23 protein-coding genes are annotated in these 26865 nt (G+C 65.1%); 11 read left to right on the top strand and 12 right to left on the bottom strand.

Features of this window, described 5'->3' with window-relative positions; all coding sequences use genetic code 11:
- The first annotated feature begins 177 nt into the window (after window positions 1-177).
- Both NFH98_RS21015 and NFH98_RS13665 read left to right on the top strand, forming a co-directional pair.
- Window positions 178-270: a type II toxin-antitoxin system HigB family toxin gene (locus tag NFH98_RS21015; RefSeq protein ID WP_502878763.1), complete on the top strand. Its 93-nt coding sequence runs from the start codon at window positions 178-180 to the stop codon at window positions 268-270.
- Window positions 271-633, top strand: coding sequence for a helix-turn-helix domain-containing protein (locus NFH98_RS13665; protein WP_348826775.1), 363 nt, complete (start codon window positions 271-273; stop codon window positions 631-633).
- A 138-nt stretch (window positions 634-771) separates the two neighbouring features.
- Here the strand turns inward: NFH98_RS13665 and ampC are convergent, their stop codons facing one another.
- The 3 genes from ampC to NFH98_RS13650 form a co-directional block, all read right to left on the bottom strand.
- Window positions 772-1977, bottom strand: a complete 1206-nt coding sequence (gene ampC / locus NFH98_RS13660) for a class C beta-lactamase (RefSeq protein WP_502878747.1) — start codon at window positions 1975-1977, stop codon at window positions 772-774.
- A 258-nt stretch (window positions 1978-2235) separates the two neighbouring features.
- A complete protein-coding gene (locus tag NFH98_RS13655) occupies window positions 2236-2934 on the bottom strand; it encodes a glutathione binding-like protein (RefSeq protein WP_045991839.1) in 699 nt (232 codons plus the stop codon).
- A 365-nt stretch (window positions 2935-3299) separates the two neighbouring features.
- The gene (locus tag NFH98_RS13650) at window positions 3300-4214 is read right to left on the bottom strand and encodes a LysR family transcriptional regulator (RefSeq protein ID WP_108133286.1); all 915 of its coding nucleotides are present in this window, start codon (window positions 4212-4214) and stop codon (window positions 3300-3302) included.
- A 178-nt stretch (window positions 4215-4392) separates the two neighbouring features.
- Here NFH98_RS13650 and NFH98_RS13645 point away from each other — a divergent pair, with 178 nt between their 5' ends.
- The 4 genes from NFH98_RS13645 to NFH98_RS13630 are packed head-to-tail and all read left to right on the top strand — an operon-like array spanning window position 4393 to window position 11783.
- Complete coding sequence (locus tag NFH98_RS13645; RefSeq protein WP_108133287.1) at window positions 4393-5901, top strand: CoA-acylating methylmalonate-semialdehyde dehydrogenase; 1509 nt, start codon at window positions 4393-4395, stop codon at window positions 5899-5901.
- A 23-nt stretch (window positions 5902-5924) separates the two neighbouring features.
- Complete coding sequence (locus tag NFH98_RS13640; RefSeq protein ID WP_348826773.1) at window positions 5925-7595, top strand: GMC family oxidoreductase; 1671 nt, start codon at window positions 5925-5927, stop codon at window positions 7593-7595.
- A 54-nt stretch (window positions 7596-7649) separates the two neighbouring features.
- The gene (locus NFH98_RS13635; RefSeq protein WP_108133289.1) at window positions 7650-9212 is read left to right on the top strand and encodes a BCCT family transporter; all 1563 of its coding nucleotides are present in this window, start codon (window positions 7650-7652) and stop codon (window positions 9210-9212) included.
- Between the two features lie 60 nt (window positions 9213-9272).
- A complete protein-coding gene (locus tag NFH98_RS13630; RefSeq protein ID WP_349622871.1) occupies window positions 9273-11783 on the top strand; it encodes a CoA transferase in 2511 nt (836 codons plus the stop codon).
- Window positions 11784-11993: 210 nt separating this feature from the next.
- On the opposite strand, the gene uxuA is transcribed toward NFH98_RS13630, so the two are convergent.
- The 3 genes from uxuA to NFH98_RS13615 all read right to left on the bottom strand — a co-directional run bounded on the left by uxuA (window position 11994) and on the right by NFH98_RS13615 (window position 14370).
- The gene (gene uxuA / locus NFH98_RS13625; protein WP_348826772.1) at window positions 11994-13169 is read right to left on the bottom strand and encodes a mannonate dehydratase; all 1176 of its coding nucleotides are present in this window, start codon (window positions 13167-13169) and stop codon (window positions 11994-11996) included.
- A gap of 25 nt (window positions 13170-13194) precedes the next feature.
- Window positions 13195-13569, bottom strand: coding sequence for a hypothetical protein (locus NFH98_RS13620; RefSeq protein ID WP_348826771.1), 375 nt, complete (start codon window positions 13567-13569; stop codon window positions 13195-13197).
- 87 nt (window positions 13570-13656) lie between these two features.
- On the bottom strand, window positions 13657-14370 hold the full coding sequence (locus NFH98_RS13615; protein WP_349622870.1) for a GntR family transcriptional regulator: 714 nt from the start codon (window positions 14368-14370) through the stop codon (window positions 13657-13659).
- Window positions 14371-14575: 205 nt separating this feature from the next.
- On the opposite strand from NFH98_RS13615, the gene NFH98_RS13610 reads away from it, so the two are divergent.
- Window positions 14576-14785, top strand: coding sequence for a hypothetical protein (locus NFH98_RS13610; RefSeq protein ID WP_349622869.1), 210 nt, complete (start codon window positions 14576-14578; stop codon window positions 14783-14785).
- Between the two features lie 106 nt (window positions 14786-14891).
- Here the strand turns inward: NFH98_RS13610 and NFH98_RS13605 are convergent, their stop codons facing one another.
- From NFH98_RS13605 to NFH98_RS13590, 4 genes are all read right to left on the bottom strand, one after another.
- The gene (locus NFH98_RS13605) at window positions 14892-16481 is read right to left on the bottom strand and encodes a hypothetical protein (protein ID WP_348826768.1); all 1590 of its coding nucleotides are present in this window, start codon (window positions 16479-16481) and stop codon (window positions 14892-14894) included.
- A 312-nt stretch (window positions 16482-16793) separates the two neighbouring features.
- A complete protein-coding gene (locus NFH98_RS13600) occupies window positions 16794-17375 on the bottom strand; it encodes a manganese efflux pump MntP (RefSeq protein WP_045991826.1) in 582 nt (193 codons plus the stop codon).
- A 377-nt stretch (window positions 17376-17752) separates the two neighbouring features.
- Window positions 17753-17977, bottom strand: coding sequence for a hypothetical protein (locus NFH98_RS13595; RefSeq protein ID WP_222517197.1), 225 nt, complete (start codon window positions 17975-17977; stop codon window positions 17753-17755).
- Window positions 17978-18184: 207 nt separating this feature from the next.
- Entirely contained in the window at window positions 18185-19066 is an 882-nt protein-coding gene (locus tag NFH98_RS13590; protein WP_045991825.1) for a LysR substrate-binding domain-containing protein, read from the bottom strand.
- A gap of 105 nt (window positions 19067-19171) precedes the next feature.
- Between NFH98_RS13590 and NFH98_RS13585 the strand changes: the two genes are divergently transcribed.
- From NFH98_RS13585 to NFH98_RS13575, 3 genes are all read left to right on the top strand, one after another.
- Window positions 19172-20050 (top strand): HalD/BesD family halogenase, encoded by an 879-nt coding sequence (locus NFH98_RS13585; RefSeq protein WP_349622868.1) that lies wholly within the window; start codon window positions 19172-19174, stop codon window positions 20048-20050.
- An 86-nt stretch (window positions 20051-20136) separates the two neighbouring features.
- The gene (locus tag NFH98_RS13580; RefSeq protein ID WP_124803985.1) at window positions 20137-21420 is read left to right on the top strand and encodes a M24 family metallopeptidase; all 1284 of its coding nucleotides are present in this window, start codon (window positions 20137-20139) and stop codon (window positions 21418-21420) included.
- Between the two features lie 93 nt (window positions 21421-21513).
- A complete protein-coding gene (locus NFH98_RS13575; protein WP_348826766.1) occupies window positions 21514-23004 on the top strand; it encodes a CoA-acylating methylmalonate-semialdehyde dehydrogenase in 1491 nt (496 codons plus the stop codon).
- 302 nt (window positions 23005-23306) lie between these two features.
- Here the strand turns inward: NFH98_RS13575 and NFH98_RS13570 are convergent, their stop codons facing one another.
- Window positions 23307-24356 carry a T6SS phospholipase effector Tle1-like catalytic domain-containing protein gene (locus NFH98_RS13570; RefSeq protein WP_348826765.1) on the bottom strand — a complete coding sequence of 350 codons (1050 nt, stop codon included), beginning with the start codon at window positions 24354-24356 and terminating at the stop codon, window positions 23307-23309.
- A 202-nt stretch (window positions 24357-24558) separates the two neighbouring features.
- Complete coding sequence (locus NFH98_RS13565) at window positions 24559-25788, bottom strand: amino acid deaminase (RefSeq protein ID WP_348826764.1); 1230 nt, start codon at window positions 25786-25788, stop codon at window positions 24559-24561.
- Between the two features lie 213 nt (window positions 25789-26001).
- Between NFH98_RS13565 and NFH98_RS13560 the strand changes: the two genes are divergently transcribed.
- Window positions 26002-26865 carry a MurR/RpiR family transcriptional regulator gene (locus NFH98_RS13560; RefSeq protein ID WP_045995075.1) on the top strand — a complete coding sequence of 288 codons (864 nt, stop codon included), beginning with the start codon at window positions 26002-26004 and terminating at the stop codon, window positions 26863-26865.

Below are 26865 nucleotides of genomic sequence, written 5' to 3'. Positions count from 1 at the left end.
CGATATGTCAGGGGAAGGTCAGATCGATGCGCTCGACTGATTTTACGCTTTCGAGCGGTATCCTCTTGATGCGGGCAAGGGGATCTCGGTCAGCCATCGGCATCAAGAGATCGGGCGGGAGAGAGCGCGTGGTGTGCCAGCCCCAAGGGTGCGTTTTCATCGTGTGGAGTATGGGTCATCGTTGCGATCCGATATGCCCAGCAGATCGCTTGGGTACGCTTTGTCGGCACTCACGCCCAGTACGATCACATCGACGTGGAGCCTGTGTGAATGAATATCCAGCCGATTCACAACGATGCCGATCTGGAGCGGGACTTCGCTCGGATGGAGGCGCTATGGAATGCCGAAGACGGCAGTCCCGAGGCCGACGAACTTGAGGTCCTGTCGATTCTGATTGAGCACTATGAAGACGAGCACTACCCGATCGGTCCATCGGATCCCATCGAAGCGATCAAGTTTCGCATGGAACAGCAAGGGCTGACGCCAAGAGACCTGGAAGCCTATATCGGCGGTAGCGGACGGGTCTCGGAGGTGCTGAATCGCAAGCGTGGGCTCAGCCTGGCCATGATCCGCCGGCTGCATCATGGGCTACGGATCCCCTACGAGAGTTTGATGAACGAGACATCTGCTTAACCTTGAGCTTCCGCCCACCATGTCATCGATCACGCCGCCGCCCATAGGGCGGCGGCGTCGCGTGTGGGGCCAGGATGAGGCCCTGCGTCTGATTCGGCCCAGGAGTATCACTGAGATCCAGTGATCCAAACGTGATCGTCAGTGCTCCAGCGCCTCCAGTATCCGCCAGGCGGCTTCGACGCGCTCGCCGTTGGGGTAGCGCTTGTTGGCGAGGATGACGATGCCGAGTTCATGCGCCGGCATAAAGGCGGCGTAGGCGCCGAAGCCGCCGGTGGAGCCGGTCTTGTGGTACCAGCGCTGGGGCTGTGGCTCGCCTGACGGCTCGAGCATGGTGACAGGCTGGGGCTCCAGCGCCATCTCTGCGGTGGTGCCGTTTTGCAGCGTATCGAGGGTCGTCGGCAGGGCGTAGCTTTCCCAGGCGAGTCCCTGCTGCATCTCGCCGACGGCGGCGTAGCCCTGGTGGGTGGCCAGCAGGGCTTGTGCCATGCGCTGGTCGTCCTGGCTGCCTTGATAGGCGTCGATATTGGCCTGAACGAAGCGTGCCAGGTCCCGTGCCGTGGTCTTGATGCCGTAGGCCTGGGTGTCCAGCGGGCCCGGATTGACGCGCACAGGCTGATCGTCGCTGTTGTAGCCCTGGGCGTAGTGGCGGGCCTGGTCGTCGGGCACCGTAAGCCAGGTGGCATCGAGGCCAAGTGTGGGCAGCACGCTGTCCTGCATCAGCTCAGCGAAGCTTGAGCCTTCGCTCTGGGCCGCGAGCAGGCCGAACAGGCCGATGCTGGGGTTCGAGTACAGGCGTTTGGTGCCGGCGGCAAAGTCCGGCTGCCAGTTCACGAAGTAGTCGTGGAGGGTGGCGTCGTCGACGCCTGCGGGAAACTGCAGCGGGAAGCCGCCGGCGGTGTAGGTGGCAAGCTCTACCATGCTGACCTCGCCTACCGGACGACCCTCGAAGTCGGGCTCGATGCTGGCCGCGCTGTCGCTCAGGGAGAAGGCTCCGCCTTGCTGCACCCAGGCGCCCAGCGCCGCAGTGAAGGTCTTGCTGACCGAGCCGATTTCGAACAGGGTGTCGTCGTTCACTGCGGCGCCGGTCGAGGACTCCCGGCTGGCGACGCCGTAGTGGCTCAGGCAGATGTTGCCGTGGTCGATCAGTGCCACCGACACGCCCGGGATGCCGTGGTGATCCATCAGTGCCTCGATCTGCTGGTCCATGGTCGGGTTTTCGCAGGATCGGCTACTCTGCTGCTCGACGGTACTCCGGTCGGCGTCTTTTGGCGCGGAGGCTGCCTGGGCGGAGGTGGTCCCCACGGCGAGGACGAGGGGCAGAAGATGAACGGGGCGAACGGGCATGAGCGGTGATTCCGTCGTGTGGGGGTGTTGCCCGAGGCAGTGGGGCCAAGGGGCAGGCGGACAGGCACAGGACGGCGCGCCTTGAAGGCTCACGGAGTCTGCTGTGCCGGCACAATCATCGCCTGAACCCGGCGGCGAGTCACCCGTGGGCTGAGGTTCAATCGTGCGGCTCTCACCTCATTTCGTCTCGCTCTACCTCTACCGATCGCCACGTTTACCGATCGCCACCTTCACCCTGGTAGTGCCTGCTATATCGCCTCAGGCCAGGACCTTGAGGCCTCGTTGCACGGCGGGGCGCTCGAGAAACGCCTGGAGGGTGCGGTCGACGTGGGGGAAGTTGGCAAACTCGACCAGATCCCCGGCGTCGTAGCGGTAGACCAGGTTACGTACCCAGGGAAGGATGGCGATATCCACCACCGAGTAATCCTCGCCCATGATCCACTCGCGCTGTTCCAGGCGCTTGTCCAGCACCCCAAGCAGGCGTTTGGCCTCGTCCACGTAGCGCTGAAGAGGGCGCTTGTCCTCGAGTTCCTTGCCGGCGAAGAAGTGGAAGTAGCCGATCTGGCCAAACATCGGGCCCACGCCGCCGACCTGGAACATCAGCCATTGCAGGGCCTGATAGTACGCCTGGGGCGTCTGGGGCACCAACTGGCCGGTCTTGTCGGCCAGGTACAGCAGAATCGTGCCTGACTCGAACAGTCCGATCGGCTGGCCTTCAGGGCCGTCGGGATCGAGGATCGCGGGAATCTTGTTGTTGGGGCTGAGCGAGAGAAACTCGGAAGAGTGCTGGTCCCTGGTATCGAAGTTGACCCGGTGCGCTTCGTAGTCCAGCCCGACTTCCTCCAGCATGATCGAGACCTTGACCCCGTTGGGGGTCGGCAGCGAATAGAGCTGCAGGCGCTCGGGGTGTGTCGCCGGCCACTTGGCAGTGATGGGGAAGCGGGAAAGGTCGGTCATGGGGACATTCCTTGTGGTGAAGAACGAAGGGAGCGTGACGCTGACATCTGGTGGCTGGAAGTACGAACTGACGGTGCGAGCAAGGAGCGATCGAGACAGGCGTCGCCCTTGACCTGAACCGGGGAAAGCCGTCAGCCAACGTCTGGAGGGTAGCACCCGACGACGGATTCGAGCGTCGCCAGGCGCAGAAAGGCGCAACTCTGGTGCATTTGGCGCTGCTGCCAAAGCGGGTTCGGGCGCGTATCGGCGGGTTCGGGCGCCTATTAGCAGGTTCGGGCGCCAGCCCGCGGGGTCTACCCCCGGGCTTTTCAGGCCCTGGGTCTTGTACGAAAAGCCACCGACCGCAGGCACTTTTCCTACAAGCCTCACCCAGGGCGGTTGGGCCAGACGCTCTCCAGGGTGGCAAGCGCGGCCTGCAGCGGCGGCTCGCGGGTGCGTTCCTTCTTCCATACAAAGCACAGGGCGCAGTCCAGCGTCACCCCCTCGACGATGGTCAGGCCGCTGCGCTGGCGCTCGGTCAAGGCCAGCGAGTCCCGGGCCAGGCTCAACCCCACCCCGGCGCGTACCAGATCGAGCATGCAGGCCTCCTGGTCGACCTGGGCGACCCGCCGGGGCGTCTCTCCGCTGTCCTGCATGGCGCGCTTGAGCAGTCGATGGTGGACCGAGTCGGGGGGTGTGACGATCCAGGGCAGGGTGGCCAGCGTCGACCAGCGGGTGTCCTCGACCCGTGATTCCCAGCCTGAGGGCGCCACCACGTAGTAGCGAAAGTGGGTCAGCTCGACAAACGCAAGTTCGCCGGTACCGTCGGCGTGGGTGCTGCCTGTTCCGGGGGGCGCCAGATAGAAACCTGCATCCAGCTCGCCGCGCTCCACTCGCGACAGGGCGTAACCGCTCATGCCGTGGTGCAGCTCGGTCTCGAGTTCGGGGGCGCGCTCGACCAGCACCTTGAGAAAACTGCCCAGACGGATGAACTCGGGGTCGATGATGGTGCCGATCCTCAACAGCCCACGCACCGTCGAGTGCAACGAGCGGGCCATCTGATCGAACACCCGAGCGCTCTCCAGGGCCTTTTCGGCGGTGGGCAGCAGTGCCTGACCGTGGGCCGTCAGCTCCAGTCCTTGGGGGCGGCGGTGGAACAGCGTCAGTCCCAGCGTTGCCTGCAGCTGCTTCAACTTTAGGCTAACCGCCGGCTGGGTGAGATGCAGCGCCTCGGCGGCGCGGGAGACGCTGCCGAGGTGCGCCACCGTGACGAATGCTCGCAGCGTGGGGTAGTCCTGCATGGCGCCTTCCTTCAACAGAGCGTGTTATTTGAGAACTTTATATCTGGGTTTCAAATAACTCAATTGCTCAGATCGCCACCAGAGATAGGCTGTACAGCGACAAGACGAGCAGGCTGGGCACCTTTCCTCATACGGCCACGCTCGAATAACTTAAACAACGCTTATAAAGGAGCACTCCATGACCTCGACGATTCCTCACTTCATCGGCGGCCAGATCGACGAAAGCGCCTCCCTGGGCCATCAGGACGTCTACAACCCGGCGACCGGCCAGGTCAGTGGCCGAGTGGCGCTGGCCTCCGCCAGCGAGATCGACAAGGCGGTGGAGGTGGCCAAGGCGGCCTTCCCGAGCTGGGCCGACACCCCGCCTATCCGCCGCGCCCGGGTGATGTTCCGCTTCCTCGAATTGCTCAATGCCAACAAGGACGCCCTGGCCGAGGCGATTACCCGTGAGCACGGCAAGGTCTTCACCGACGCCCAGGGCGAGGTGGCACGGGGTATCGACATCGTCGAGTTCGCCTGCGGAATCCCGCAGCTGCTCAAGGGCGACTTCACCGACCAGGTCAGCACCGGCATCGACAACTGGACACTGCGCCAGCCGCTTGGTGTGGTCGCCGGCATCACCCCGTTCAACTTCCCGGCCATGGTGCCGATGTGGATGTTCCCGGTCGCCATCGCCGCCGGCAACAGCTTCATCCTCAAGCCCAGCCCCACCGATCCCAGCGCCTCGCTGATGATGGCGGACCTGCTCAAGCAGGCCGGGCTGCCCGACGGCGTGTTCAACGTGGTCCAGGGTGGCAAGGAAACAGTGGACGCGCTGATCGACCACCCCGACGTCAAGGCGCTGTCCTTCGTCGGCTCCACTCCCATCGCCAACCTGATCTATCAGCGTGGTGCGGCCCTGGGCAAGCGTGTGCAAGCCCTCGGTGGCGCCAAGAACCACATGGTGGTGATGCCCGACGCCGACCTCGACAAGGCGGTGGACGCGCTGATCGGTGCCGCCTACGGCTCCGCCGGCGAGCGTTGCATGGCCATTAGTGTGGCGGTGCTGGTCGGCGACGTGGCCGATGACGTGGTGGCACGCGTGGCCGAACGCGCCCGGGGTCTCAAGGTCAAGGACGGCATGCAGCTGGACGCCGAGATGGGGCCGATCGTCACCGCCCAGGCCCATCAGCGTATTACCGGCTACATCGACAAGGGCGTCGAGGAGGGTGCCGAGCTGGTGGTCGATGGCCGTGGCTTCGACAGCAGCAATACCGGCGAAGGCTGCAGCGAGGGCTTCTGGATGGGCGGCACCCTGTTCGATCACGTCACCCCTGAGATGACGATTTACCGCGAGGAGATCTTCGGCCCGGTGCTGGCCTGCGTGCGCGTGCCGGACGTGGCCACCGCCATCGAGCTGATCAATGACCACGAGTTCGGCAACGGCGTCAGCTGCTTCACCGAGAGCGGCAAGGTCGCCCGCGAGTTCGGCCGTCGCATCCAGGTGGGCATGGTCGGCATCAACGTGCCGATTCCGGTGCCCATGGCGTGGCATGGCTTCGGTGGCTGGAAGCGCTCGCTGTTCGGCGACATGCACGCCTACGGCGAAGAGGGCGTGCGCTTCTACACCAAGCAGAAGTCGATCATGCAGCGCTGGTCCGACTCCATCGAGGCGGGCGCGGAGTTCGTGATGCCGACCGCCAAATAACGCCCTGAATCGAGGGATCTGCGATGACAACCGCACAACAATACGACAGCGAGTTTGACTACATCGTGGTCGGAGCAGGCACCGCCGGGTGCCTGCTGGCCAATCGCTTGAGCGCCGACCCCAACAACCGGGTGCTGCTGATCGAAGCCGGTGGTCGCGACAACTACCACTGGATCCACGTGCCGGTGGGCTACCTGTACTGCATCGACAACCCACGCACCGACTGGCGCTTTCGCACCGATCCGGACGCGGGCCTCAACGGGCGCTCGCTGCTCTACCCGCGCGGCAAGACCCTCGGCGGCTGCTCCAGCATCAACGGCATGATCTACATGCGCGGCCAGGCCCGGGACTACAACCACTGGGCCGAGGTCACCGGTGACGACCAATGGCGCTGGGAGCACTGCCTGCCGGCCTTCATCCAGCACGAGGATCACTATCGTCTGGACGAGGGCGGCGACGCCGACGCCGCCCACCGGGACTTTCACGGTCACGGCGGCGAGTGGCGCATCGAGAAGCAACGGCTCAAGTGGGAGGTGCTGGACGACTTCGCCGAGGCGGCGGTCCAGGCGGGTATCCCTCGGACCAAGGACTTCAACCGTGGCAGCAACGAGGGCGTCGACTACTTCGAGGTCAATCAGCGCTCCGGCTGGCGCTGGAACACCGCCAAGGCGTTCCTGCGCCCGGCGCTCAAGCGGCCGAACCTGACGCTGTGGCATTCCACCCAGGTCAACCGGCTGATCGTCGCCGGCGGCGAGCCCGACGGCGAGAAGCGCTGTGAAGGGGTCGAGGTCAAGCGCGAGGGCACCACCCAGCTGGCCAGGGCGCGCCGTGAGGTGGTGCTGTCCGCTGGCGCCATCGGCTCACCCCAGATCCTGCAGCTCTCCGGTATCGGGCCTGGTGAGCTGCTCAAGCAGCACGGCATCGACGTCGTCCACGAACTGCCGGGGGTCGGCGAGAACCTGCAGGACCATCTGCAGATTCGTTCGGTGTACAAGGTCAAGGGCGCCAAGACCCTCAACACCATGGCCAGCACCCTGTGGGGCAAGGCCGGCATCGGTCTGGAATACGTGTTCAAGCGCACAGGCCCGATGAGCATGGCGCCGTCTCAGCTCGGTATCTTCACCCGCAGCAGCGACGAGCACGAGCACCCCAACATCCAGTACCACGTCCAGCCCCTGAGTCTGGAGGCCTTCGGCCAGCCGCTGCATCCCTATCCGGCGGTCACCGCCAGCGTCTGCAACCTGAATCCGACCAGCCGCGGCAGCGTCAGGATTCAGAGCGCCGATCCGGCCCAGGCGCCGTCCATCGCCCCCAACTACCTGAGCACCGACGAGGACCGGCGGGTCGCGGCGGACTCGCTGCGCGTCACCCGCAGGATCGCCGAGCAGAAGGCGTTCGCCAGGTACGAACCGGAGGAGGTCAAGCCCGGCGTCCAGTACCAGACCGATGAAGAGCTGTGGCGGCTGGCCGGTGACATCGGCACCACCATCTTCCACCCGGTCGGAACCACCCGGATGGGGCAGCCCGACGATCCCATGGCGGTGGTCGACTCACGCCTGCGGGTGAGGGGCATCCAGGGCCTGCGCGTGGCGGACGCCGGCGTCATGCCGACCATCACCAGCGGCAATACCAACTCGCCGACCTTGATGATCGCCGAGCGAGCGGCGGGCTGGATGCTCGAGGCCGCCGGCTGACGCCGGCGTCCTGCGCAGCAAGCGTGACAACAACAAACGATAAAGGTATCCCTGATGAACGCGCCAGAGTCCCATTCCGATCGGCTCGACCTGCGGGTCTTCGTACCCGCCGTGCTGGTCATCGCAGGCCTGATCCTGCCCATCATCGTGTTCCCGGAGTCGGGGGCCGCACTGGTCAATGCGGCCTTTGCCTTTGCCACCGGGCGATTCGGCTGGCTGTATCTGCTCGCCGGCATCGCCGTGGTGGTCTTTCTGGTGGGCCTGGCCATCAGTCGCTACGGCAACGTGCGGCTCGGCGGCCCCGATGACAAGCCGGAGTTCTCCTACTTCAGCTGGGTGGCGATGATCTTTGCCGGTGGTATCGGCATCGCCATCGTCAACTGGGCCTGGGTCGAACCCATCTACTATTTCACCGGGCCTCCCTTCGGCGTCGAGCCGAGCTCACAGGAAGCAGCCGAGTGGGCCTTGACCTACGGTCAGTTCCACTGGGGATTCACGCCCTGGGCCTTCTATTGCCTGCCGGCCATCCCGATCGCCTACTCCATGTTCGTCCACAACCGCCCGGGCGTCAGGCTGTCCGTGGCCGCCCGCGGGGTGCTGGGGCGTCATGCCGACGGCTGGTGGGGCGCGCTTCTCGATGCGGTGGTGGTGTTCGGCATCGTCGGTGGCGTCGGTACCTCGCTGGGGCTGGCGGTGCCGCTGGTATCGCAACTGCTGAGCGGACTGCTCGGGGTGTCACCGTCATTCATGCTGGATATCGCGGTGCTGCTGATCTGGACCGCCATCTTCTCCGCCAGTGTGTGGTTCGGCCTGGCCAAGGGCATCAAGATCCTGTCGGACATCAACGTGCTGCTGGCGGGAGTACTGCTGGTGTTCACCCTGGTGGTGGGCGACACCCTGTTCATGGTGGAGGGCTGGGTCAACAGCCTCGGCAAGATGGTCTCCAACTTCGTGCCCATGAGCATGTGGACCGACCCGGTGGGGGACTCCAGCTTCTGGCGCGACTGGACGGTGTTCTACTGGGCCTGGTGGATCGCTTACGCCCCGATGATGGGCCTGTTCGTCGCCCGCATCTCGCGTGGTCGCACCATCCGTGAGCTGATCATCGCCGAAATGGTGTTCGGTTCCCTGGGCTGCTGGGTGTTCTTCGCGGTGTGGGGCGGCTATGCGCTGGACCTGCAGATCTCCGGCACCCTGGACGTGGCAGCCATTCTTTCGGCCGAAGGCATCCCCGCCGCGGTCGAGGCGATCCTCGGCACCCTGCCGATGTCCGGCGTGATCACCACCCTGTTCGTGCTGCTGTGCTTCATCTTCCTGGCGACGACCCTGGACAGCTCCGCCTACGTGCTGGCGTCGGTGACCTCGCGCAAGTTGTCTGGCTATCAGGAACCGCAGCGCAAGATCCGCCTGATCTGGGCGTTTCTGATCGCCGGCGTCGGGGTAGCGCTGATCCAGCTTGGCGGGCTCAAGCCGGTGCAGACCTCCACCATCGTGGTGGCGCTGCCGATGATTCCCGTGCTGGCGATCCTGGCATGGTCACTGGTGCGCTGGCTGCGCCAGGACTTCGCCAAGAAGGTCCTTGAACCCCACCTGGTCATCGAAGACGGCAAACACTGACGTCACCGGGGAGGCTTCGGCCTCCTCACGTTGCCACCCTTGCTCTACAGGAAGACCCCGATGTCACCGAATCCCCATTCCCAACTGCCGCTCAAGGACGTCAAGGTCATCGACTTCGGTCAGTACATGGCCGGCCCTGCGGTGGCGATGATCCTCGCCGACCTGGGCGCCACGGTCATTCACGTGGACCCGCCCACGGGGCCCATGTGGGAGTCGCCGGCCAACGCCACCTTGCAGCGCAACAAGCTGATCGTGACGATCGACCTCAAGACTGAAGAGGGCCTCGAACAGGCGCTGGCGCTGATCGAGGAGGCCGATATCGTGATCGAAAGCTTCCGGCCCGGCGTCATGCAGCGCATGGGCATCGACTTCAGCGCGCTGCGCGAAGAGCGTCCGGAGCTGATCACCCTGTCGATGCCGGGCTTTGCCTCCAACGACGAGCTGCGCCGAGACTGGCGGGCCTTCGAGAGCGTCATCGCCGCCCACTCGGGGGTGTTTACCGACATGGGGCTCAACCGGGTGCTGATGGGCATCAATCCGTCGTTCTCGCCGCTGCCGCTGGGCTCGGCCTACGGCACCATGCTGGCGGCCACCGCCGTCACCCTGGCGCTGCAGGCGCGTGAGCGTACCGGCCTCGGCGACGAGATCGAAGTGCCCATCGCCTGCGCCCTGATGGAAGGCCTCTGCTACAACTCGATCAAGATCGAGGGCCTGCCGGAGCGCTACAAGACCCAGCGCGAAAAGGAGATCGAGCGTCGCCGCATCGAAGGCGCGCCGATGAACCTGGACTACGACGAACTGCAGGAACTGCTCGACCCCTTCTATCGCAGCTACAAGTGCAAGGACGGGCGCATGTTCTACGTGGTCTGCCCGAGTCACAAGGAGCACGCCAAGCGTTGCCTCAAGGTGCTCGGTCTCTACGATGAACTTGTGGAAGAAGGGCTGGTGGAAGAGCCCGACACCTATGCGCCCACCAGCCAGTGGCAGAGTGACGTGTCACTTGGCGTCTACCCGCTGCCCAAGCGGTGGGCGGATCATATCGCCGCGCGTATGAAGGAGGTCTTCCTGACCCGCACCTCCAAGGAGTGGGAGAAGATCTTCGGCCGTGGCAAGTTCCCCGGCGCGCCGCAGCGCTGGCTGCAGGAGTGGATCCACGACGACCACGCCGAGACCGCCGGGCTGATGATCGAAGTGGATGATCCCGAATTCGGTTTGATGACCCAGCCCGGCCCGATGGTCTGGCTGCACGACAGCGGCCACGAGATGCTCACCCCGACGCCGCGCCGCTGGGTGTCGTTCGACCAGGCGCTGGCAGTGCTGCATCGCATCGAGACCAAGCTGCCACGGGTTCGTGCGCGCAACGCCAAGGACGGTTGGCTCGAAGGCGTCAAGGTGCTGGATCTGTGCAACGTCATCGCCGGTCCCCACTCGGTGGCCTTTTTGGCACGCTTCGGCGCCGACATCATCAAGGTGGACCCCGCCAAGCCGTTCTACGACTGCTGGAACACGGTCATCTTCGGCCTGTCGCATATGCGCTCCAAGCGCTCCTTGCTGACCGATATCCAGGTGCCTCGGGGGCGTGAAATCCTCGACGAGCTGATCCGCCAGAGCGACGTGGTTGTGTGGAATGCCACCGACAGGCAGGTGGAGCGGATGGGGCTGACCGAGGCGGAAATGCAGCGCATCAATCCCGAGGCGATCTTCTGCCAGCTCGACTGCTTCAGCGGGGTCAAGCCGGGCCCCCGGACCAACTACCTGGGCTACGACGACCTGGTGCAGGCCACCACCGGCATCATGCTGCGCTTCGGGGGCAGCATGGACACGCCAGAAGAGCACGCCCACGTCGGCACCATCGACGTGATGTGCGGCTTCGGTGCCTCTCTTGGTGTCGCCACCGCCCTGTACCAGAAGCTGCGTACCCGCCGGGTCAGCCGGGTCAAGACCTCGCTGTCGGCGCTCAGTGGCCTGGCCCAGATGCCGTTCTGCTACGACTACGAGCGGCGCGGCCTGTTCGACGAGCCCTCGGGCCGTGAACTCAACGGCTACGACGATCTGTCACGCTTCTATTTCACCGCCGACGGGGTGGTGCTGATCAGCGCCTACGAGCGGGACCTGCACAAGTTCGCCCAGGTGCCGGGGATCGAAGGGGTGGTCGATGTTCCGCCGGAGGAGCGGGCGGCCTATCTGGCACCTCGCTTTATCAATGCGGTGGCCACCGACTGGGTGGAACGGCTGCAGAAGGCGGGCATCGCCGCGGCGGTGTGCGAGAACATCGAGGCCCTGCGCTCCTACAACTCGCGGCGCTGGGACAACACCCCGGGCATCGATCGTGGCAGCTACTCCTTCACCGTCTACGACGAGCACCCCAGCGGTCACGTCATCACGCAGCTCGATCCGTACGCCATCCGTCCCAAGCGAGGTCGCATCTATCCGCTGGCGCCGTCGGAGAAGTACGGCAGCTCGAGCCGTCAGGTGCTCGAAGAGCTGGGGCACAGCCCAGAGGAGATCGATCGGTTGATCGCCGAAGGCGTCGTGTCGGAGAGCTGGAGCGAGGAGTATCTGCCGACCTAGGGGTGCTCTGCGCAGGGTTTGGCGCTGAGCCGACCAGGTGGGCTGAAGGTGTTCTGAGCCGACCAGGCGGGCTGAAGGTGTCCTGAGCCGACCAGGCGGGGAATGCGCCTCCCCGCCTGGTCGTTTTCGTTGTGAAGGGCCACAGCCACTGCGACGGATGCCGATTGCGGCGAGCGCCGCCAGCGCAGCGGCTGGTAGAACGCCAGGGCGTCAGGTGAGCTGGCGTACCGCGGTCTCGACGCCACGCAGCTCGGCCAGGCCGCGCAGCCTGCCGTACAGCGGGTAGCCCGGGGCGGTGGCGCGGTGCTGATCGTCGAGAATGTGGTGGCCGTGGTCGGGGCGCAGCGGTAAGCGTCGGCCGCCTTCGCGCTCGCGACGGCGTTCCTCGGCGACCAGCGCGCTGATGACCGCGACCATGTCGACGTCACCGTCCAGGTGCGGCGCCTCGTGGAAGGAGCGAGGGTCGGGGGACTCGCGCCGGGTCGAGCGCAGATGCACGAAGTGGATGCTGGGACCAAAGCGCTGAACCATGGCGGCCAGGTCATTGGCGGCGAGCACGCCGTAGGACCCGGTGCACAGCGTCAGGCCATTGGCGGGGCTGTCGACGGCCGCAAGGATCCACTCGGCGTCCGCCGCCGTCGAGACCACCCGGGGCAGGCCGAGCAGCGGCCGGGGCGGGTCATCGGGGTGGATCGCCATCTTGATGCCGAGTTCTTCGGCGACCGGGATGACCGCTTTCAGAAAGTAGCCGAGGTGCTCGCGCAGGCGCGCGGCGTCTATCTCGGCGTATCCGGCCAGTACCTCGCGAAAGCGCTCCAGGGTGTAGTGCTCTTCGGCGCCGGGCAGGCCGGCGATCAGGGTATCGACCAGTGACTGGCGGGCTTCGGCGTCCAGGCTATCGAGGTAGCTCCTGGCTTCGGTCTTCTCGTCGTCGCTGTACTCGTTCTCGGCGCCTGGTCTGGCGAGCAGGTACAGGTCGAAGGCGGCAAAGGCTGTCTGGTCAAAGCGCAGCGCCAGGGCGCCATCCGGCATCGCCCAGCGCAGGTCGGTGCGGGTCCAGTCGAGCACCGGCATGAAGTTGTAGCACACGGTATCGATGCCGCAGGCCGCCAGGTTGCGCAGGGTGTCGCAGTAGCGGGTGATCAGGGCGTTGCGCTCGGGCAGTCCTTTCTTGATCGCCTCGTGCACCGGCACGCTCTCCACCACCGACCATTCGAGGCCAGCGTCCTCGATCATCTGCTTGCGCTCGGCGATGGCCTGCCGGGACCAGACCTCATCGTTGGGCACCTCGTGCAGCGCGGTGACGATGCCGGTCGCGCCGGTCTGGCGAATCTCCTCGAGTCGGATCGGGTCCTTGGGGCCGAACCAGCGCCAGGTGTGTTGCATGGAAATCTCCTTTTCTCGGGTCCGGCTAGAGGGTGCTCAGTGACGCCGCAAGCCCGGTATTGATCAGTCGGCGGTAGCCATCGGTGACAGCATCGGCAAATCCCTGCTGTGCTGCCAGGGCCGCAGGGACGATGTCTTGCTGGGCCAGAAAGGCCGCCACCAGCGCTTCAGGGTCATCGCAGTGACGTTCATGCAGCTCGATGAAGCGCGATGCCAGCGGGTCACTCACCTCATGTCGTCGGTCGTCGAGCGAGACGCCGGAGGTGTAGCGTACCCAGGCGGCCAGCCCCGGTGCGGTGCAGTCGACCTGGTCGCTGGTCCAGTCTGCCAGTTCGCTCGCTGTGCGCGGGGCGATGAAGGTGATCGATGGCCTTGCAGGTGCGTTTGCCGTTGTGCTCAATATTGTCACAGGGCGGAACGGTGATGGCCGCAGGGCAGGGGGCGGGTGGCCCTTGCCCATGAGAGACGTCTGCCGGTTAGATAACTATCAGCCGTTGGTGTCCTCGAAGATCGGCGAAAAGCGCTGCACCATCTGGGGCAGGGAGATCAGGATCTCGCTTTGATGCACCAGCATGGCTTGGCGGGCCTTGTCTTCGTCTCTCTGTTCGATGGCATCGACAATGTCGGCGTGCTGCTGGACCAGCTTTTCGAAGGGCGTGGTGTCAGGCACGCTGAGGTAGCGCACCCGGTCGAGCTGTGCCTTGACCTCTTCGATGACGCGCCAGGCGGTCTCGTGTCCGGCGCCAAGGGCGAGCACGCGGTGGAAGTCCTCGTCGAGGATGAAGAACTGGTCATACTGGCCGCTGCTGGCGCAGCGAACCTGTCGCTCGATCAGATCCCGCAGCTCGTAGATCACCTTGTCGGCGAGCCCTTGCCTGGCGGCGGAGGCGCTGACGGCGGTTTCGACCGCCTCCCTGACGAAGCGCGCTTCACGCACCGACTTCTGCGAGATGCCCACGACGTAGGTGCCGCGTTGTGGTCGAACGTCGACCAGGCCTGCCTCGGACAGGCGGATAAAGGCTTCGCGTACCGGCTGTCGGCTGACCGAGAAGGCGTCGGAAATCTCCTTCTCGGACAGTGCCTGGCCAGGGGCGAACTGCATCCGGATGATGGCGAGTCTAAGCACGCGGTAGAGCCGCTGACGCACCGATCCTCCGGTAGCATCCTGTTCCCAGAGTTCAGCGATTGCGGGGGTCAGCATGGGGGCACCTACCTGTCGTTGAGCTTTTTAGCTCTTGTACTGTTGAGCCTTTGAGTTCCGGTCTGGTATGGCTTGTATGGTAGTCATGCTAGCATAGCTAGTAGGTGCTGTCCGGCCTGGGCGTGTAGCACTTTGGTCTCGCCTCGCCACCATCATCGTCACCCCGGGGGCGCCATGCCGCACTCCGTCAACTTCGCTGCACCGGATGACTGTGTGTTGCGCAAGGACGATCATCGACGCCGGCTCGGCGGACATCTATCACGCCTTCCAGGCGACCCTGCTGCCGCTGCCGCTGCCGCTGCCGCTGCCGCTGCCGCTGCCGCTGCCGCTGCCGCTGCCGCTGCCGCTGCCGCTGCCGCTGGCGCCGACGCCGGCCAGCGCTCTGGCCCATTCGCCCTGGGGAGATTTGGCATAGGCAGCACGGCAATAGGCAGCGCCTCAATAGCCGGGGTCGTCCTGGTGGAGAGGGTGACCCTTGCACGCCGGCGGCGCTGTGATGATGCTGGAAGGGCAACGGCTTCTCAGGGCATATGGTCAGCGCGGGAGCCGGCGAGGGCGTGGCCGTCGACGGTGGGGTGGCCGGGACTCTGGTCGGTGTCTGTGCCGGCGGTGGACGAGTCGGCAGGTGTGTCGCCTGCGAGCGGGCCTTCGCGCCCGGGTACCGGCACCACCATCATCCAGTCGAGCCCGGCGGCGATCGGCGCAAGGCGCATGCCGTCGCCCAGTGCGACCACGGCGTCTCCCAGTTCGCTTAACGGGCGACTGGACATCGGCGCCTGCACCACGGCGTCCGCCAGGCGGTTGACGCCGTCCTGCTGGGCGCTGGTGACGGGGTCAAGCGTGCCTCCCAAGCGATCAGCCAGCGTCTCGATGCGGGTATCGGCCTGCGCCAGCCCCTCGACCAGGGTGTCGGCCAGGGGCAGCAGCCGGTTGCCGGTCCTGTCGAGGCCCTGATCGACGCGCCCAAGGGTCGTGACACCACTGTCCAGGCTGTCCGCCAGCACCAGACCCTGCAAACGCCCGGACAGGTCCTGGCCGGCATCGACCAGCCGTCCGACCTCCTCAAGGGTGGTGCGAGTGTCGCCTACCAGCGATGACAGATTGGCCGACATGTCGCCCAGTTGCTGGGCCGGGGCCAGGGCGAGTGTCACCCGGTCGTCGAGCATGTCGCCGGGACGCGTGACCATGACGCCGAACTCACCGGTCAGGCCCACCGCCTCGGTGGCCAGCATCTGACTCAGGCTGCCTCGGCCCAGGTCCGCCGCTGCCGTGAGCGTGCTGCGCTCATCGTTTCCGATACTCTCGACCAGTCCGACGACGGCCTGCTCATCCAGCCGGGGGATGCCGCTGTGGCTGATCCCGCCATGGCGCAGCGCCGTGCGCGCCGCCACCCCTTGCAGGCTGGTCTCATCACGCTGGCCTCCCAGCACCTGACCGGCCAGGGCGACCCACTGGCCGGCACGACTCAGCCCACTGGCGGAGGCGTCGACCAGGGCGTTGCCGGTGGTGGCGCTGACGTCTGACAGCGCATCGCCTCCGGCGACGATCAGGTCCGCCGCCAGGCTTGGCCACAGCAAGGAGTCGGAGGTGATCAGGATCGGTTCCAGGCCGAGCTGGATAGCGCTAGCCACTCGGGTGGTCAGTGACTGCTCAAGATCACCCCATGGCTCCTCGAGATCGAGTTCCTGCTGGCCGATGCCCAGCGTGCTGGTCAGGCGACGTCGATAGCGGTCCAGTGACAGCACCCGCTGCAGCCGGTCATCGAAGCGATGCAGTAACGGCAGAGCAGCGACGCTGTCGAGCACACCCTCAACCGCTTCCAGAGATCCCCCCAGTGGTCCCTCAAGGTAGGCCCCGGTGCTTGCCAGGGCGGACTCAGTAGCGCTGGCCCATCCGTTGGCACCGACAGCACGGGCCACGGCGGTTCCTTGAGTCGTGAGCTGGTTGGCGGTCATCCGTCCGATCCCCCCGGCCACCAGCTCGGCGGAACGGGAGGCGCTGGGCAGCGCCGGGCTGGCCGAAAGGTGCTGTCGGTCGCCGGAAATCTGATCACGCTGAACGATCTGTACCGACGACTGGAAGCCGTGACCCGCAAGGGGGGCTGACGTCATCTCGGTGGCTGGTCTGGTGGCGGATGCTGCTGGCGAGAAAGGGGAGTGCTCAGCGCAGCCGGTCAGCAGAACGGCCAGAACGGTTACCGCTATCCATCGTGGCAATCGAGCCGCCTGTGCGCTGGGCTTGAGGATCATGAGGTGTCCAGCCGTCTGATACCGGCAATAGTGCACCAGACTATCGACAAAACGGGCGAGATCGTGGACGAACTTTGCTAGAGCAGGCGTGTTGCCGGCATGGATGAGCGCTAGGAGCGAGTCATTGGCAGTTAACCTGCCCGGGATCGCGACAGGGTCGACCGGGCAAGAGGATCAGGCGAGCAGGTGGTGATACAGGGTGGTGGCGCCGATGGCGATCAAGACCAGCCCCCCGAGGATCTCGGCACGCGGCCCCACCGTCTTGCCGAGCCGGCGTCCCAGCAGCATGCCCAGGGTCGCCATCAGGGTGGTGGCGCCACCGATCGCCAGTGCCGTCACCCAGATGTTGGCGTTCATGAACGCCAGACCTACGCCCACCGCCATGGCGTCCAGGCTGGTGGTGATCGCGGTGGCGATGATCAGCCACCAGCGGGTGCGATCGCTGGTCGTGCCGCAATCGCAGCTGGCGCAGTCCTTGGGGGCGGGAGCGAGGCCACTGTGGATCATCTTGCCGCCCAGGGCGAGCAGCAGGAAGAAGATGATCCAGTGATCCCAGTGGGCAATGGTGTCATAGGCGCTGGTGCCGAGCAGCCAGCCGATAATTGGCGTCGTGGCTTCCACCAGACCAAACAGCAGGCCGGTCTGCAGGGCCACCACGAAACGCAGCCGACGCACGCAGGCACCCTTGCTGACCGAGGCGGCAAAGGCATCGGAAGATAGCGAGAAGGCGAGCAGCAGGGTCGAAGTGGGCGTCATGAAGGTGCGAATCCGGCGGTTGCCTGTTGAAAATACGTGATGTCGCTGAAAGAGCCTCGTGCGCAGCGTTACGACCGATATTCCGGGCATTGGCTATGGACACGATAGCGAATTTGCATGGCGATATTAGCGCGCAGGCTGACAGATGCAACTCTTTACCAAGGCTGCAAGTTTAAGCCAAAACAAAGACATATAGCCGTGACTATACCTTATGGCAGCGGCAAGAAAAGGAGAGGCCAGAGGCGCACTATTGCCCGCTGGCGGGTAATCCCGAGGCGCGACAAAGCGGCAAGGTCGTCGAGGCCCTTTCCCCGATAAACGAGCAAGAAGATGCATTGGCAGCGGCAAGAATGTTGGTTCTCGGGAAGAGAAGACGGTCAGGATTTCAAGGCGTCTTCCAGCATCTTTACGATGACGAGGCCGGCCTTGGCGGGCAGGTTGTCGCCGGCATAGTGGCGAATGGCTGCGACCTCTTCGCGAAGCTTTAGATGCCGAGCTCTGAGGTGTTCGAGTTCCTGTTCAAGGAGCTCCATTCCATCCATTCCAACCGATGAAAACTGGGAAGCCCGAGGTTCGAGGGAGTCGTCAAATGGCGTGGTCACTGTCATCTCCGGACCAGGACAAGGGCACCGCCGGGCAGGCGAGACCATCGGAGAATCCTGGTTATTGAAGTGTGGCGTATCTCTCCTTGTGGCGATATAGGGATCAGGGGGTAGTTCGCCTGTAATGACGAGGTAATCAAACCATTAATCCGTCACGATCATGATATTGCGACTCAGGCATTCGACCGACACGCGGTCGAGCCAGGCTTAGGCCTGGTCCTGAAACTCGGGCACGGCGACTGCGTCGTTGTGGGTGACGACCTCCTCGAGCTGTTGGCAGAAGGTGTTGAAGGCGTCGCTCGCATGTCCGGGGCGCCGGTGCATCTCGATTTCCACCTGGCCGAGCGCCGGCAGGCCCTGCTCCTCGCCGAGAATCCGACAGCCCGCCGGTACGCTGCGGGGTGTCTTGACGGTGATCGCGAGCCCCGCCTGGACCGGCAGGTTGATGCCGGTGGGGGACTGGCTCGAGTAACGCAGTTCCCAGGCGCGTTCCTGACGCCCCAGGGCGGCGAGGGCGTGGGCGCGAAAGATGCAGCCTTCGGGATTCAGTGCCAGGGGCAGTCGGCTGCCACGTGTAGGATCGGCATCTTCTGCCGCGACCCACACCATGGGTTCCCAGCCGAGCAACTGGCCCGATTGCGTCGGTCCGTGGCGGATCGACAGGACCACGTCGAGCAGGCCCTGCTGGAAGCTGTCCACCAGGTCGGCACTGATGCCACAGATGACCTCGATGCGGGTATGCGGATAGGCCTCGGCGAACCGGGGCAGCAGTTCCGGCAGGTAGGCGCTGGCCTGTTCCTCGGAGGTGCCGATACGAATCTTCTCGCCGTGCTGGCGGTCGCCGAGTGCCGCCCTGGCCTCGTCCTCCAGCGTCAGCATGTGTCGCGCATAGGGCAGCAGCCGTTCACCGTCGGACGTCAGCAGCACGCTGCGGCTGGTGCGCTCGAACAGCGACTTGTGCATCTGGTCCTCCAGTCGCTTGATCTGCAGGCTGACGGCGGACTGGGTGCGGTGCAGCACGCGGCCGGCGGCGCTGAAGCCCTGGCACTCGGCCACGGTGACGAAGGCGCGGAGCAGGTCGGTATCCATAATCGATGAGCCTTTGAAATAAGTGATATCTCAACCATTCATTTCTATTATGAAGAGGCGCTCTCTATCCTGTCCAACATCACTTGAGACAGGCAGGAGTTCCTCATGCAGGCCACCGATGCGCCCACCACTTCCTCGCTGGACGGTCTGATCGACCTTGAGCACTACCCGATTCATGACCTGGACGGCGAGTCCGGACGGGCGCTGATCCAGCGCTGTCACGAACAGCTGGCCGACGATGGCTGTGTGGTACTCAAGAACTTTGTCCCCGAGGAGGCATTGGCGCGGCTGGAGCGCGAGACCGAGCGGCTGTCGCCCGAGGCGCACTACAACCAGACCGAGACCAACCCCTACAACAATGCCGGCGATCCCGAGCGCCCGGCCCGCCATCCGCTCAATCGCTTCGACGATCGCACCAACGGTTTTGTCGCCGGCGATCGCATCGGCGAAGACACCATCATTCGCCAGGTCTACCAGCACCCGGACTTCCAGCGCTTTATCGCCACCGTGGTGGGCATGGAAGAGATTCACCAGTACGCCGACCCATTGGCGGACCTGGTGGTCAACGTGCTGAGAGAGGGCTGCCAGCATCCCTGGCACTACGACACCAACGAGTTCATCGTCACCATGATGACCCGCCAGTCCCACGGCGGTGGCCGGTTCGAGTATGCCCCGGGCATCCGCAGCCCCGAGGGTGAGAACTTCAACGAGGTCGAGCAGGTGCTGGACGGTGATCGTTCGCGGCTCAAGGCGCTGGACCTTCAACCGGGTGACCTGCAGGTGTTCTTCGGCCGCTATTCGCTGCACCGGGTGACGCCGGTGGAAGGCCAGAAGGAGCGTCACACCGTGATCTTCGCCTACGCCAAGGAACCCGGCTTCATCGGTCGCCCCGAGCGTGCCCAGCGCATCTTCGGGCGCATGGCGCCGATTCACGAGACCCTGTTGAAGGAAGGCATGAATCGCAGCGATTCGCTGGCCGACTGAGCCCACGCCGATGACATCGAAGCCGAGCACGTAGAGGCTCGGCCTGTGCCCCTTGCGACCCCGCCATATTCGAACAGGACCCTGACATGAGCATCGTCGATTTCGACAACCTGACCGACAACGAGCCGGACCATATTCCGGTCGTGCCCTCTGCGCCGATGGCCAACGGCGACAGCATCCCCACCGCCTTCGATCCCAGGCAGCTGCGCGCCGGGCGCCTGGCGCGGCTGCGCGCGACGATGGCGGAGCAAGGCTACGCCGCCATGGTGCTGTTCGACCCCAACAACCAGCGCTATGCCACCGGTTCGCGCAACATGTTCGGCTACTTCCTGCGCAACTCGACCCGCTACATCTATGTGCCCCTGGAAGGGCCGGTGATCCTGTTCGAGTACCCGGGCAGCGCCCACGTCTCTACCTGGCTCGAGACCATCGATGAATCGCGCACCTCCAAGGTGGTGTGGTCCGCCGTCAACCAGCGCGACAACCTCTCTTCGGACCCCTTCGGTGTGGAGATCGCCGAACTGATCGAAGAGCACGGACGCGGCAACCGCAAGATCGGGCTGGATCGCTGTGCGCTCAACCTGGCGCGCTCACTCGAGGCCCAGGGCCTCGAGGTCTTCGACTGCATGCAGGACACGCTGCACTGCCGGCGCATCAAGACCCCCGAGGAGATCGCCTGTCTGGCCCAGTCCATGGCCGGCAGCGAGGCTGCGGTGGCCGAGGTCGAGGCGGCGATCAAGCCGGGCATCACCGAGAACGAGCTGTTCGCGATCATGTACGGCAACGTCATCCGCCAGGGCGGAGAGTTCATCGAGACCCGTCTGCTGTCGTCCGGCCCGCGCACCAATCCCTGGTTCAATGAGGCCAGTGACCGGGTCATTCGTCCGGGCGAGCTGGTGGCGCTGGACACCGATACCATCGGTTGTCACGGCTACTATTCGGACTTCTCGCGTACCTTCCACGTCGGCCCGAATCGCCCCAGCGCCTACCAGAAGGAGCTGTATCGCATGGCCTACGACCAGGTGCACCACAACATGGGCATCTTGCAGCCGGGCATGAGCTATCGCGAGATCGCCGAGCAGGCCTGGAAGATCCCCGAGCGCTTCCTCGACCGTCGCTATCCCTCCATCATCCACGGCGTCGGCATGCACGGTGAAACCCCGCTGGTCGCTCACCATATGGACTTCGATCGCTTCTCCAAGGATGGCGTTCTCGAACCCGGCATGGTGGTGTCCGTGGAGAGCTACATCGGCGAGGTGGGTGCCGCCGACGGGGTCAAGCTGGAAGAAGAAGTGCTGATCACCGACAGCGGTGTGGAAAAGCTGTCCCGCTATCCCTTCGACGAGGCGCTGCTCGACCGCCAGTTCTGAGCCGCATCATCTGTGTACCATGCTGCGCCGGGCCCCATGCGAGATGGCCGCCCGGCGCTGACGCCTTTTCAGAAAGTCATATCGAGAGTTTTGATGAAAGACGTGAATCATTGGATCGGCGGTGAGTCACAGCCGTCGCAGCGCCATCTGGATGTCATCAACCCGGCCACCGCCGAGCCGGTCGGTCGTGTCGCCCTGGGGGACGCTGCTACCGTCGAGAGTGCCATCGAGGCGGCCCGCCGCGCCCAGCCGGCCTGGCGCGACACGCCGCCGGCCAAGCGCGCCCAGGTGATGTACCGCTTCAAGGCGCTGCTCGAGCGTGACGCCGACGAGATCTGCGCGCTGGTCAGCGAAGAGCACGGCAAGGTGCTTGAAGACGCCATGGGCGAACTCAAGCGCGGTATCGAGAACGTCGAGTACGCCTGCGGCGTGCCGGAGCTGCTCAAGGGCGAGTACTCCCACAACGCCGGGCCGGCCATCGACACCTGGTCCAATCATCAGCCGCTGGGCATCGTGGCCGGGATCACGCCGTTCAACTTCCCGGCCATGGTGCCGCTGTGGATGTATCCGATGGCGCTGGCCTGCGGCAACGCCTTTATTCTCAAGCCCTCCGAGCAGGTGCCGTCGGCGGCGCTCAAGATGGCCGAGCTGCTCACCGAAGCCGGTCTGCCCGACGGCCTGTTCAGCGTGGTCCACGGCGACCGGGAGGTGGTCGAGGCGCTGATCGATGCGCCGGATGTGAAGGCGGTGTCCTTCGTCGGCTCGACCCCGGTGGCCAAGGCGATCTACCAGCGTGGCGCCGAGAATGGCAAGCGCGTGCAGGCGCTCGGTGGCGCCAAGAACCACGCCGTGGTACTGCCCGATGCCGATCTGGACAACGCCGCCAGCACCCTGATCGGGGCCGCCTACGGCAGCGCCGGTGAGCGCTGCATGGCGATCAGCGTGGCGGTGTGTGTCGGCGATGACACCGCCGATGCCCTGGTCGAACGGCTTTCGCAGGAGGCCCGGGAACTCAAGATCGGTGCCGGCACCGAGCGCGGCCTGGATATGGGCGCGCTGGTCAACGCCGGGCACCGTGACAAGGTGGCGGGCTATCTCCAGCAGGGCGTCGACGCCGGGGCCGAGCTGGTGGTGGATGGGCGCGAGCATCCGCTGGTCGCGTCGTCACCGGGCTACTTCCTCGGTGCGAGCCTGCTCGACCGGGTCACGCCCGAGATGAGCGTCTATCGCGACGAGATCTTCGGACCGGTGCTGTGCGTCGTGCGTGTCGCCAGCTTCGATGAGGCCATTGCGCTGATCAACGCCCACCAGTATGGCAACGGCACCTGCGTGTTCACCCGGGATGGCGAGGCCGCGCGTCGCTTCGCCGACGCCATCGAGGTCGGCATGGTCGGCATCAACGTACCGCTGCCTGTACCGGTGGCCTTCCACAGCTTCGGCGGCTGGAAGGAGTCGCTGTTCGGCGATCTGCATGCCTATGGCCCCGACGCCGTGCGCTTCTACACCCGGCGCAAGGCCATCTCCCAGCGCTGGCCGAGGAGCCAGGACAGTGAAAGCGCGCAGTTCAACTTCCCCTCGAACTAGCGCGCTCTCGAGGCCAGACTCGTCCTGCAAGCGCAGCGCCGGCCTCGGCCCCCCGACGAGGGAGAGCGCCTCAGGCCACCGCGAACGCCCACTCCTTGCGAGTGGGCGTTGTCGTATCCGTGGCAGGCGCTCGCGCCATCACTCGGGGGCTGTCAGTGTCTAGGCGCTGTCCGAAAAGTCGACGAGCGAAGGTTAGACAAGGCAAAAATCGGTGAGAAAGCGCAGTTTACGGGGTGTAAATGAGCATGTTGATCCGATTTTTAACGCCGTATTACCGAGCGCAGGCACTTTTCAGACAAGCCCTAAGTGGATGGCGGCGTCGCCGCAAGACGCGGGTGGATAGGGTTGGCGGGGCGATAGCCGGGCAGGGCAAGACGACGGGTGGCGACGCTCGGGTGCAGCGTCTCGTTGCCGAAGGAGGCAAAGCCGATGCGCCGCAGATAGCGCCGGGGCGAGATCAGTCGATAGAGGCGCGAAAGAAACCTCTGGTAGGAGTCGACGATGTCGTCCTCGCGCGGTGGTGAACCAAGCAAGGGGCGACTGTCAGGCAGCAGCGGCAGCCCCTGATCGCAGGCGCGGCCCATCATCCAGTCCAGGCTGACGTCCGACAGCACGCGGTCCCGGTAGCCGCCGCCGACGTTGGAGTGGGCGCCGGGAAACCATACCTGCTCGAGGGTGGCGGTGGTGGTCTGCGGTGACCACAGGGTGGGGGCGAAGGCCTTGCGATGCTCGTCGATCGCCAGCGCCTGGTAGGCGTGGCGCACCAGCGGGCTCAGGCGGGTGTCATGGAACTCGAACCGGCGGCGGTTGAAGGCGGCAAAGCTCCTGAGTGGAATCCCCAGGCTGCCCACGGTGTCCCACACACCGATCATGTGGATCTCCGGTACCCAGGCGTAGCGCGAGGCGAAGCGTCGAGCCTCGGCGGATTGCGGGCCACGCCTTCGATCGCGGTAAAGCGCGTAGGCGCGTCCCGCCAACTGCCGGTGTTCGGGGTGCAGCAGACCGCTGGTGTGAAGCATCCCGCTCAGGCTGCGCGCGGTGTAGGCGCCTCGGCTGAAGCCGAACAGAAACAGCCGGTCGTCCGGGCGCAACAGTTCGACCAGCTCGACGTACGCCTCGACCAGAATTTCCGATAGCCCGAGTCCGGTGGCGCCTGCCACCAGGCGGTCGTACCAGTGCAGGTCACTGCCGACGCCATGGTAGTAGCGCTTGACGGTGCCGCCCTCGGCCATGGGATTGTCGGCCACCGCCTGGTAGAGCCGGCTGACGTTGGTGTTGGTGTCACCGTCTTCCAGGTCCATGTCCGGCACTTGCCAGGTGCCATCGAAGAACAGCGCGACATTCTTGGCCATCGGCTTCCCTTGCTGTCAGCCCTCTTGATCCGAGCGATGCCCGGTGGTCGCTGTCAGTGTATGTCGGGGGCGTGGCCAGAAAATTGAGCGCAGAGGCGAAGGGCGTCGATCGGTCGTGCCGTCAGCGCTGCGGCAAAGATTGCAGGAGCGGGGCGGGTGGATGGCCTCCGCCCCCCCCTTGGTCGTTCGCTTGTCAGAATGTCTAGAAGCGCGTCGCCCAGGTATCGACGACCCTGAGCGCGTCATCGACCAGATGGAGCTGGCGCCACTTGTCGAAGGTCATGCAGGGATGTGAGGCGCCGAAGGCCAGGACGTCACCGATGCGCACGTCGCGAGCGCTGTCGGGCAACTGGATAAAGGTGTGCTGGTCCATCTGCTTGACCACCTGCCAACCTTCCACCGACAGACGCTCGCTGGCCTGTCCGCCTTCGCGATAGCGCCTGAGCACCTCGGGCGCCAGGTCGAAGCCGATATCGCGCTTGCCCAGTGCCACGATGGCCAGCCCCGGCTCGGGCAGCGACTGCACCTGGGCGAACACCTCCAGCGCCGGCTCAAGCCCCTGGTGCAGGTCCTGGCGCCGGGACAGCACGCCGGCCTGGGCCTCGCGGTAGATGCCGTGGTCGTGGACCACGTAGCAGCCCGGGCGCAGCACCGGGGTGAAGCGGCCTTCGAGTCCACCGTCGCGGAACTCTTCGGCGATCAGGTCGTACCAGGCTGAACCCGAGGCTGTGACGATGGGCTTGTCGCGCTCGACCAGGCCTTCGTCGGCCAGTCGCTTGACGCCGTCGACCAGGCGCTGGGCGTAGCGACGGATACCGGCCACCGGATCGTCGCCATGGACTACGCCCTCATACCCCTCCAGACCCGCCAGGGCTATGCCGGGCAGGGTAGCCGCCCGGCGCGCCAGCGCCATTACCTCGTCATCATCGCGAAGTCCGCACCTTCCCCCTTCGACGCCTACCTCGATCAGGATATTCAGGGAGATGCCGGCCGCCCCGAAAAAGGCGCCTAATTGGTCCAGGTTCTCGGCGCTGTCGACGGTGACATAGAGCTCGGCGCCGGCACGGATCAGGTCGGCGGCGATGGCCATGTTGGCCTGACCGACCATCTGGTTGGCCACCAGTAGTCGCTGGGCGCCCTCGGCGAAGGCGGCGCGGCACTGGGGCAGGGTGGCCAGGGTGATGCCCCAGGCGCCGGCCTCGAGCTGCCGCCGGAACAGCGCCGGGGTCATGGTGGTCTTGCCGTGGGGCGCAAGCTCGGCGCCGTGGCGGCGGGCGAAGTCCTGCATCCATGCCAGATTGTGGGCGAGCGGCGCCTGGTGGATCACCGCCGCCGGCAGGCTGACGTCGGCCAGCAGCCGGTCGCCGGTTTCCAGGGTGCCCTTGTGGCAGCCCTTGGCATCGAAGGAGGAAGAAGAGGGGGAGTGGGCCATGGAAGTTCTCCTGAAGGCGGAACGCGGCTCATGTTACGCCGCGCCGGACGATTGGCAATGTTCGAAGATTGATCTGACTACGACCATTGTCGGAAATTTTCAAAAAACGGTGGATGGTTGTTAGAAACTAACATAGCGTAAGGATACCGCAGATGACGAGGGCCCTGGACAGGCTTCGTGATCTGGCAACGTCGCAACGGAGGGAGGCAAGCCGTGAGTCAACAGATCGATATCCTGTCGCGCATCACCGCGGTGGTTCGCTCCCTGAGCGAGTCGGAGCGCAAGGTGGCGGAGCTGATCTTCGACGACATCGACTTCGTGGCAGAGGCCAGCATCAGCGAGATCGCCCGGCGATCAGGCGTCAGTGACGCCACCGTGACCCGCTTCGCCCGCTCGGTGGACTGCGACAACGTGCGTGACCTCAAGCTGCGCCTGACCCGTGCCCTGGCCGCCGGTCGTCGCTTTATCGAGGACGCCGATCCCGCCCGGGGATCGAGCATCGTCTACGACGTTGCCGCCCAGACCCTGGCGCTCAACCGCGAGTTGCTGTTCGAGGCCGATATCGAAGGCGCGGTAGAGCGACTCGACAATGCCCGCCAGATCCTGACCTTCGGCAGTGGTGGTGGCTCCAGCGTGATGTGCCAGGAGCTGCAGTTTCGCCTGATGCGCCTGGGCTATGCGGTCAGCGCCTATCCTCACGGTCTGCTGCCGAGGATGGTGGCCGCCACCCTGGAGCCCGAGGATGTAGTGGTGGTGCTGTCGGTGTCCGGCTATACGCCGGAGATGGTCGAGTCGGCCCAGATCGCCAGTCAGTACGGGGCCCAGGTGATCGCCATCACCGCCGTTGGGTCTCCGCTTGCCGCCGCCGCCAACGTGGTGCTGCCCATCGCCGCCCGGGAGACCGATTTCATTCTTCACCCTTCGGCGTCGCGCTATGCGTTGATGGCCGCCATCGACGTGCTGGCGCTGGAGCTGGCCATGCGTCATCGCGACCAGGCACGCACCAAGCTCAGGCGTTTGAAGATTGCACTTGATGACCATCGCGGCGGCGACAATCGCCAGCCGCTGGGAGACTGA

It is taken from the genome of Halomonas sp. H33-56 (assembly GCF_040147035.1).
Taxonomy (GTDB): Bacteria; Pseudomonadota; Gammaproteobacteria; order Pseudomonadales; family Halomonadaceae; genus Halomonas; species Halomonas litopenaei.
Note: the sequence above shows the minus strand (reverse complement) of the source record. Positions and strands in the feature narration are given on the sequence as shown.

What these genes read in the sequence shown, in the direction of transcription:
- NFH98_RS13665 (WP_348826775.1), top strand. Translation starts at nt 271, where the DNA reads ATGAATATCCAGCCGATTCACAACGATGCCGATCTGGAGCGGGACTTC.
- ampC (WP_502878747.1), bottom strand. Translation starts at nt 1,977, where the DNA reads ATGCCCGTTCGCCCCGTTCATCTTCTGCCCCTCGTCCTCGCCGTGGGG.
- NFH98_RS13655 (WP_045991839.1), bottom strand. Translation starts at nt 2,934, where the DNA reads ATGACCGACCTTTCCCGCTTCCCCATCACTGCCAAGTGGCCGGCGACA.
- NFH98_RS13650 (WP_108133286.1), bottom strand. Translation starts at nt 4,214, where the DNA reads ATGCAGGACTACCCCACGCTGCGAGCATTCGTCACGGTGGCGCACCTC.
- NFH98_RS13645 (WP_108133287.1), top strand. Translation starts at nt 4,393, where the DNA reads ATGACCTCGACGATTCCTCACTTCATCGGCGGCCAGATCGACGAAAGC.
- NFH98_RS13640 (WP_348826773.1), top strand. Translation starts at nt 5,925, where the DNA reads ATGACAACCGCACAACAATACGACAGCGAGTTTGACTACATCGTGGTC.
- NFH98_RS13635 (WP_108133289.1), top strand. Translation starts at nt 7,650, where the DNA reads ATGAACGCGCCAGAGTCCCATTCCGATCGGCTCGACCTGCGGGTCTTC.
- NFH98_RS13630 (WP_349622871.1), top strand. Translation starts at nt 9,273, where the DNA reads ATGTCACCGAATCCCCATTCCCAACTGCCGCTCAAGGACGTCAAGGTC.
- uxuA (WP_348826772.1), bottom strand. Translation starts at nt 13,169, where the DNA reads ATGCAACACACCTGGCGCTGGTTCGGCCCCAAGGACCCGATCCGACTC.
- NFH98_RS13615 (WP_349622870.1), bottom strand. Translation starts at nt 14,370, where the DNA reads ATGCTGACCCCCGCAATCGCTGAACTCTGGGAACAGGATGCTACCGGA.
- NFH98_RS13610 (WP_349622869.1), top strand. Translation starts at nt 14,576, where the DNA reads ATGACTGTGTGTTGCGCAAGGACGATCATCGACGCCGGCTCGGCGGAC.
- NFH98_RS13605 (WP_348826768.1), bottom strand. Translation starts at nt 16,481, where the DNA reads ATGACGTCAGCCCCCCTTGCGGGTCACGGCTTCCAGTCGTCGGTACAG.
- NFH98_RS13600 (WP_045991826.1), bottom strand. Translation starts at nt 17,375, where the DNA reads ATGACGCCCACTTCGACCCTGCTGCTCGCCTTCTCGCTATCTTCCGAT.
- NFH98_RS13590 (WP_045991825.1), bottom strand. Translation starts at nt 19,066, where the DNA reads ATGGATACCGACCTGCTCCGCGCCTTCGTCACCGTGGCCGAGTGCCAG.
- NFH98_RS13585 (WP_349622868.1), top strand. Translation starts at nt 19,172, where the DNA reads ATGCAGGCCACCGATGCGCCCACCACTTCCTCGCTGGACGGTCTGATC.
- NFH98_RS13580 (WP_124803985.1), top strand. Translation starts at nt 20,137, where the DNA reads ATGAGCATCGTCGATTTCGACAACCTGACCGACAACGAGCCGGACCAT.
- NFH98_RS13575 (WP_348826766.1), top strand. Translation starts at nt 21,514, where the DNA reads ATGAAAGACGTGAATCATTGGATCGGCGGTGAGTCACAGCCGTCGCAG.
- NFH98_RS13570 (WP_348826765.1), bottom strand. Translation starts at nt 24,356, where the DNA reads ATGGCCAAGAATGTCGCGCTGTTCTTCGATGGCACCTGGCAAGTGCCG.
- NFH98_RS13565 (WP_348826764.1), bottom strand. Translation starts at nt 25,788, where the DNA reads ATGGCCCACTCCCCCTCTTCTTCCTCCTTCGATGCCAAGGGCTGCCAC.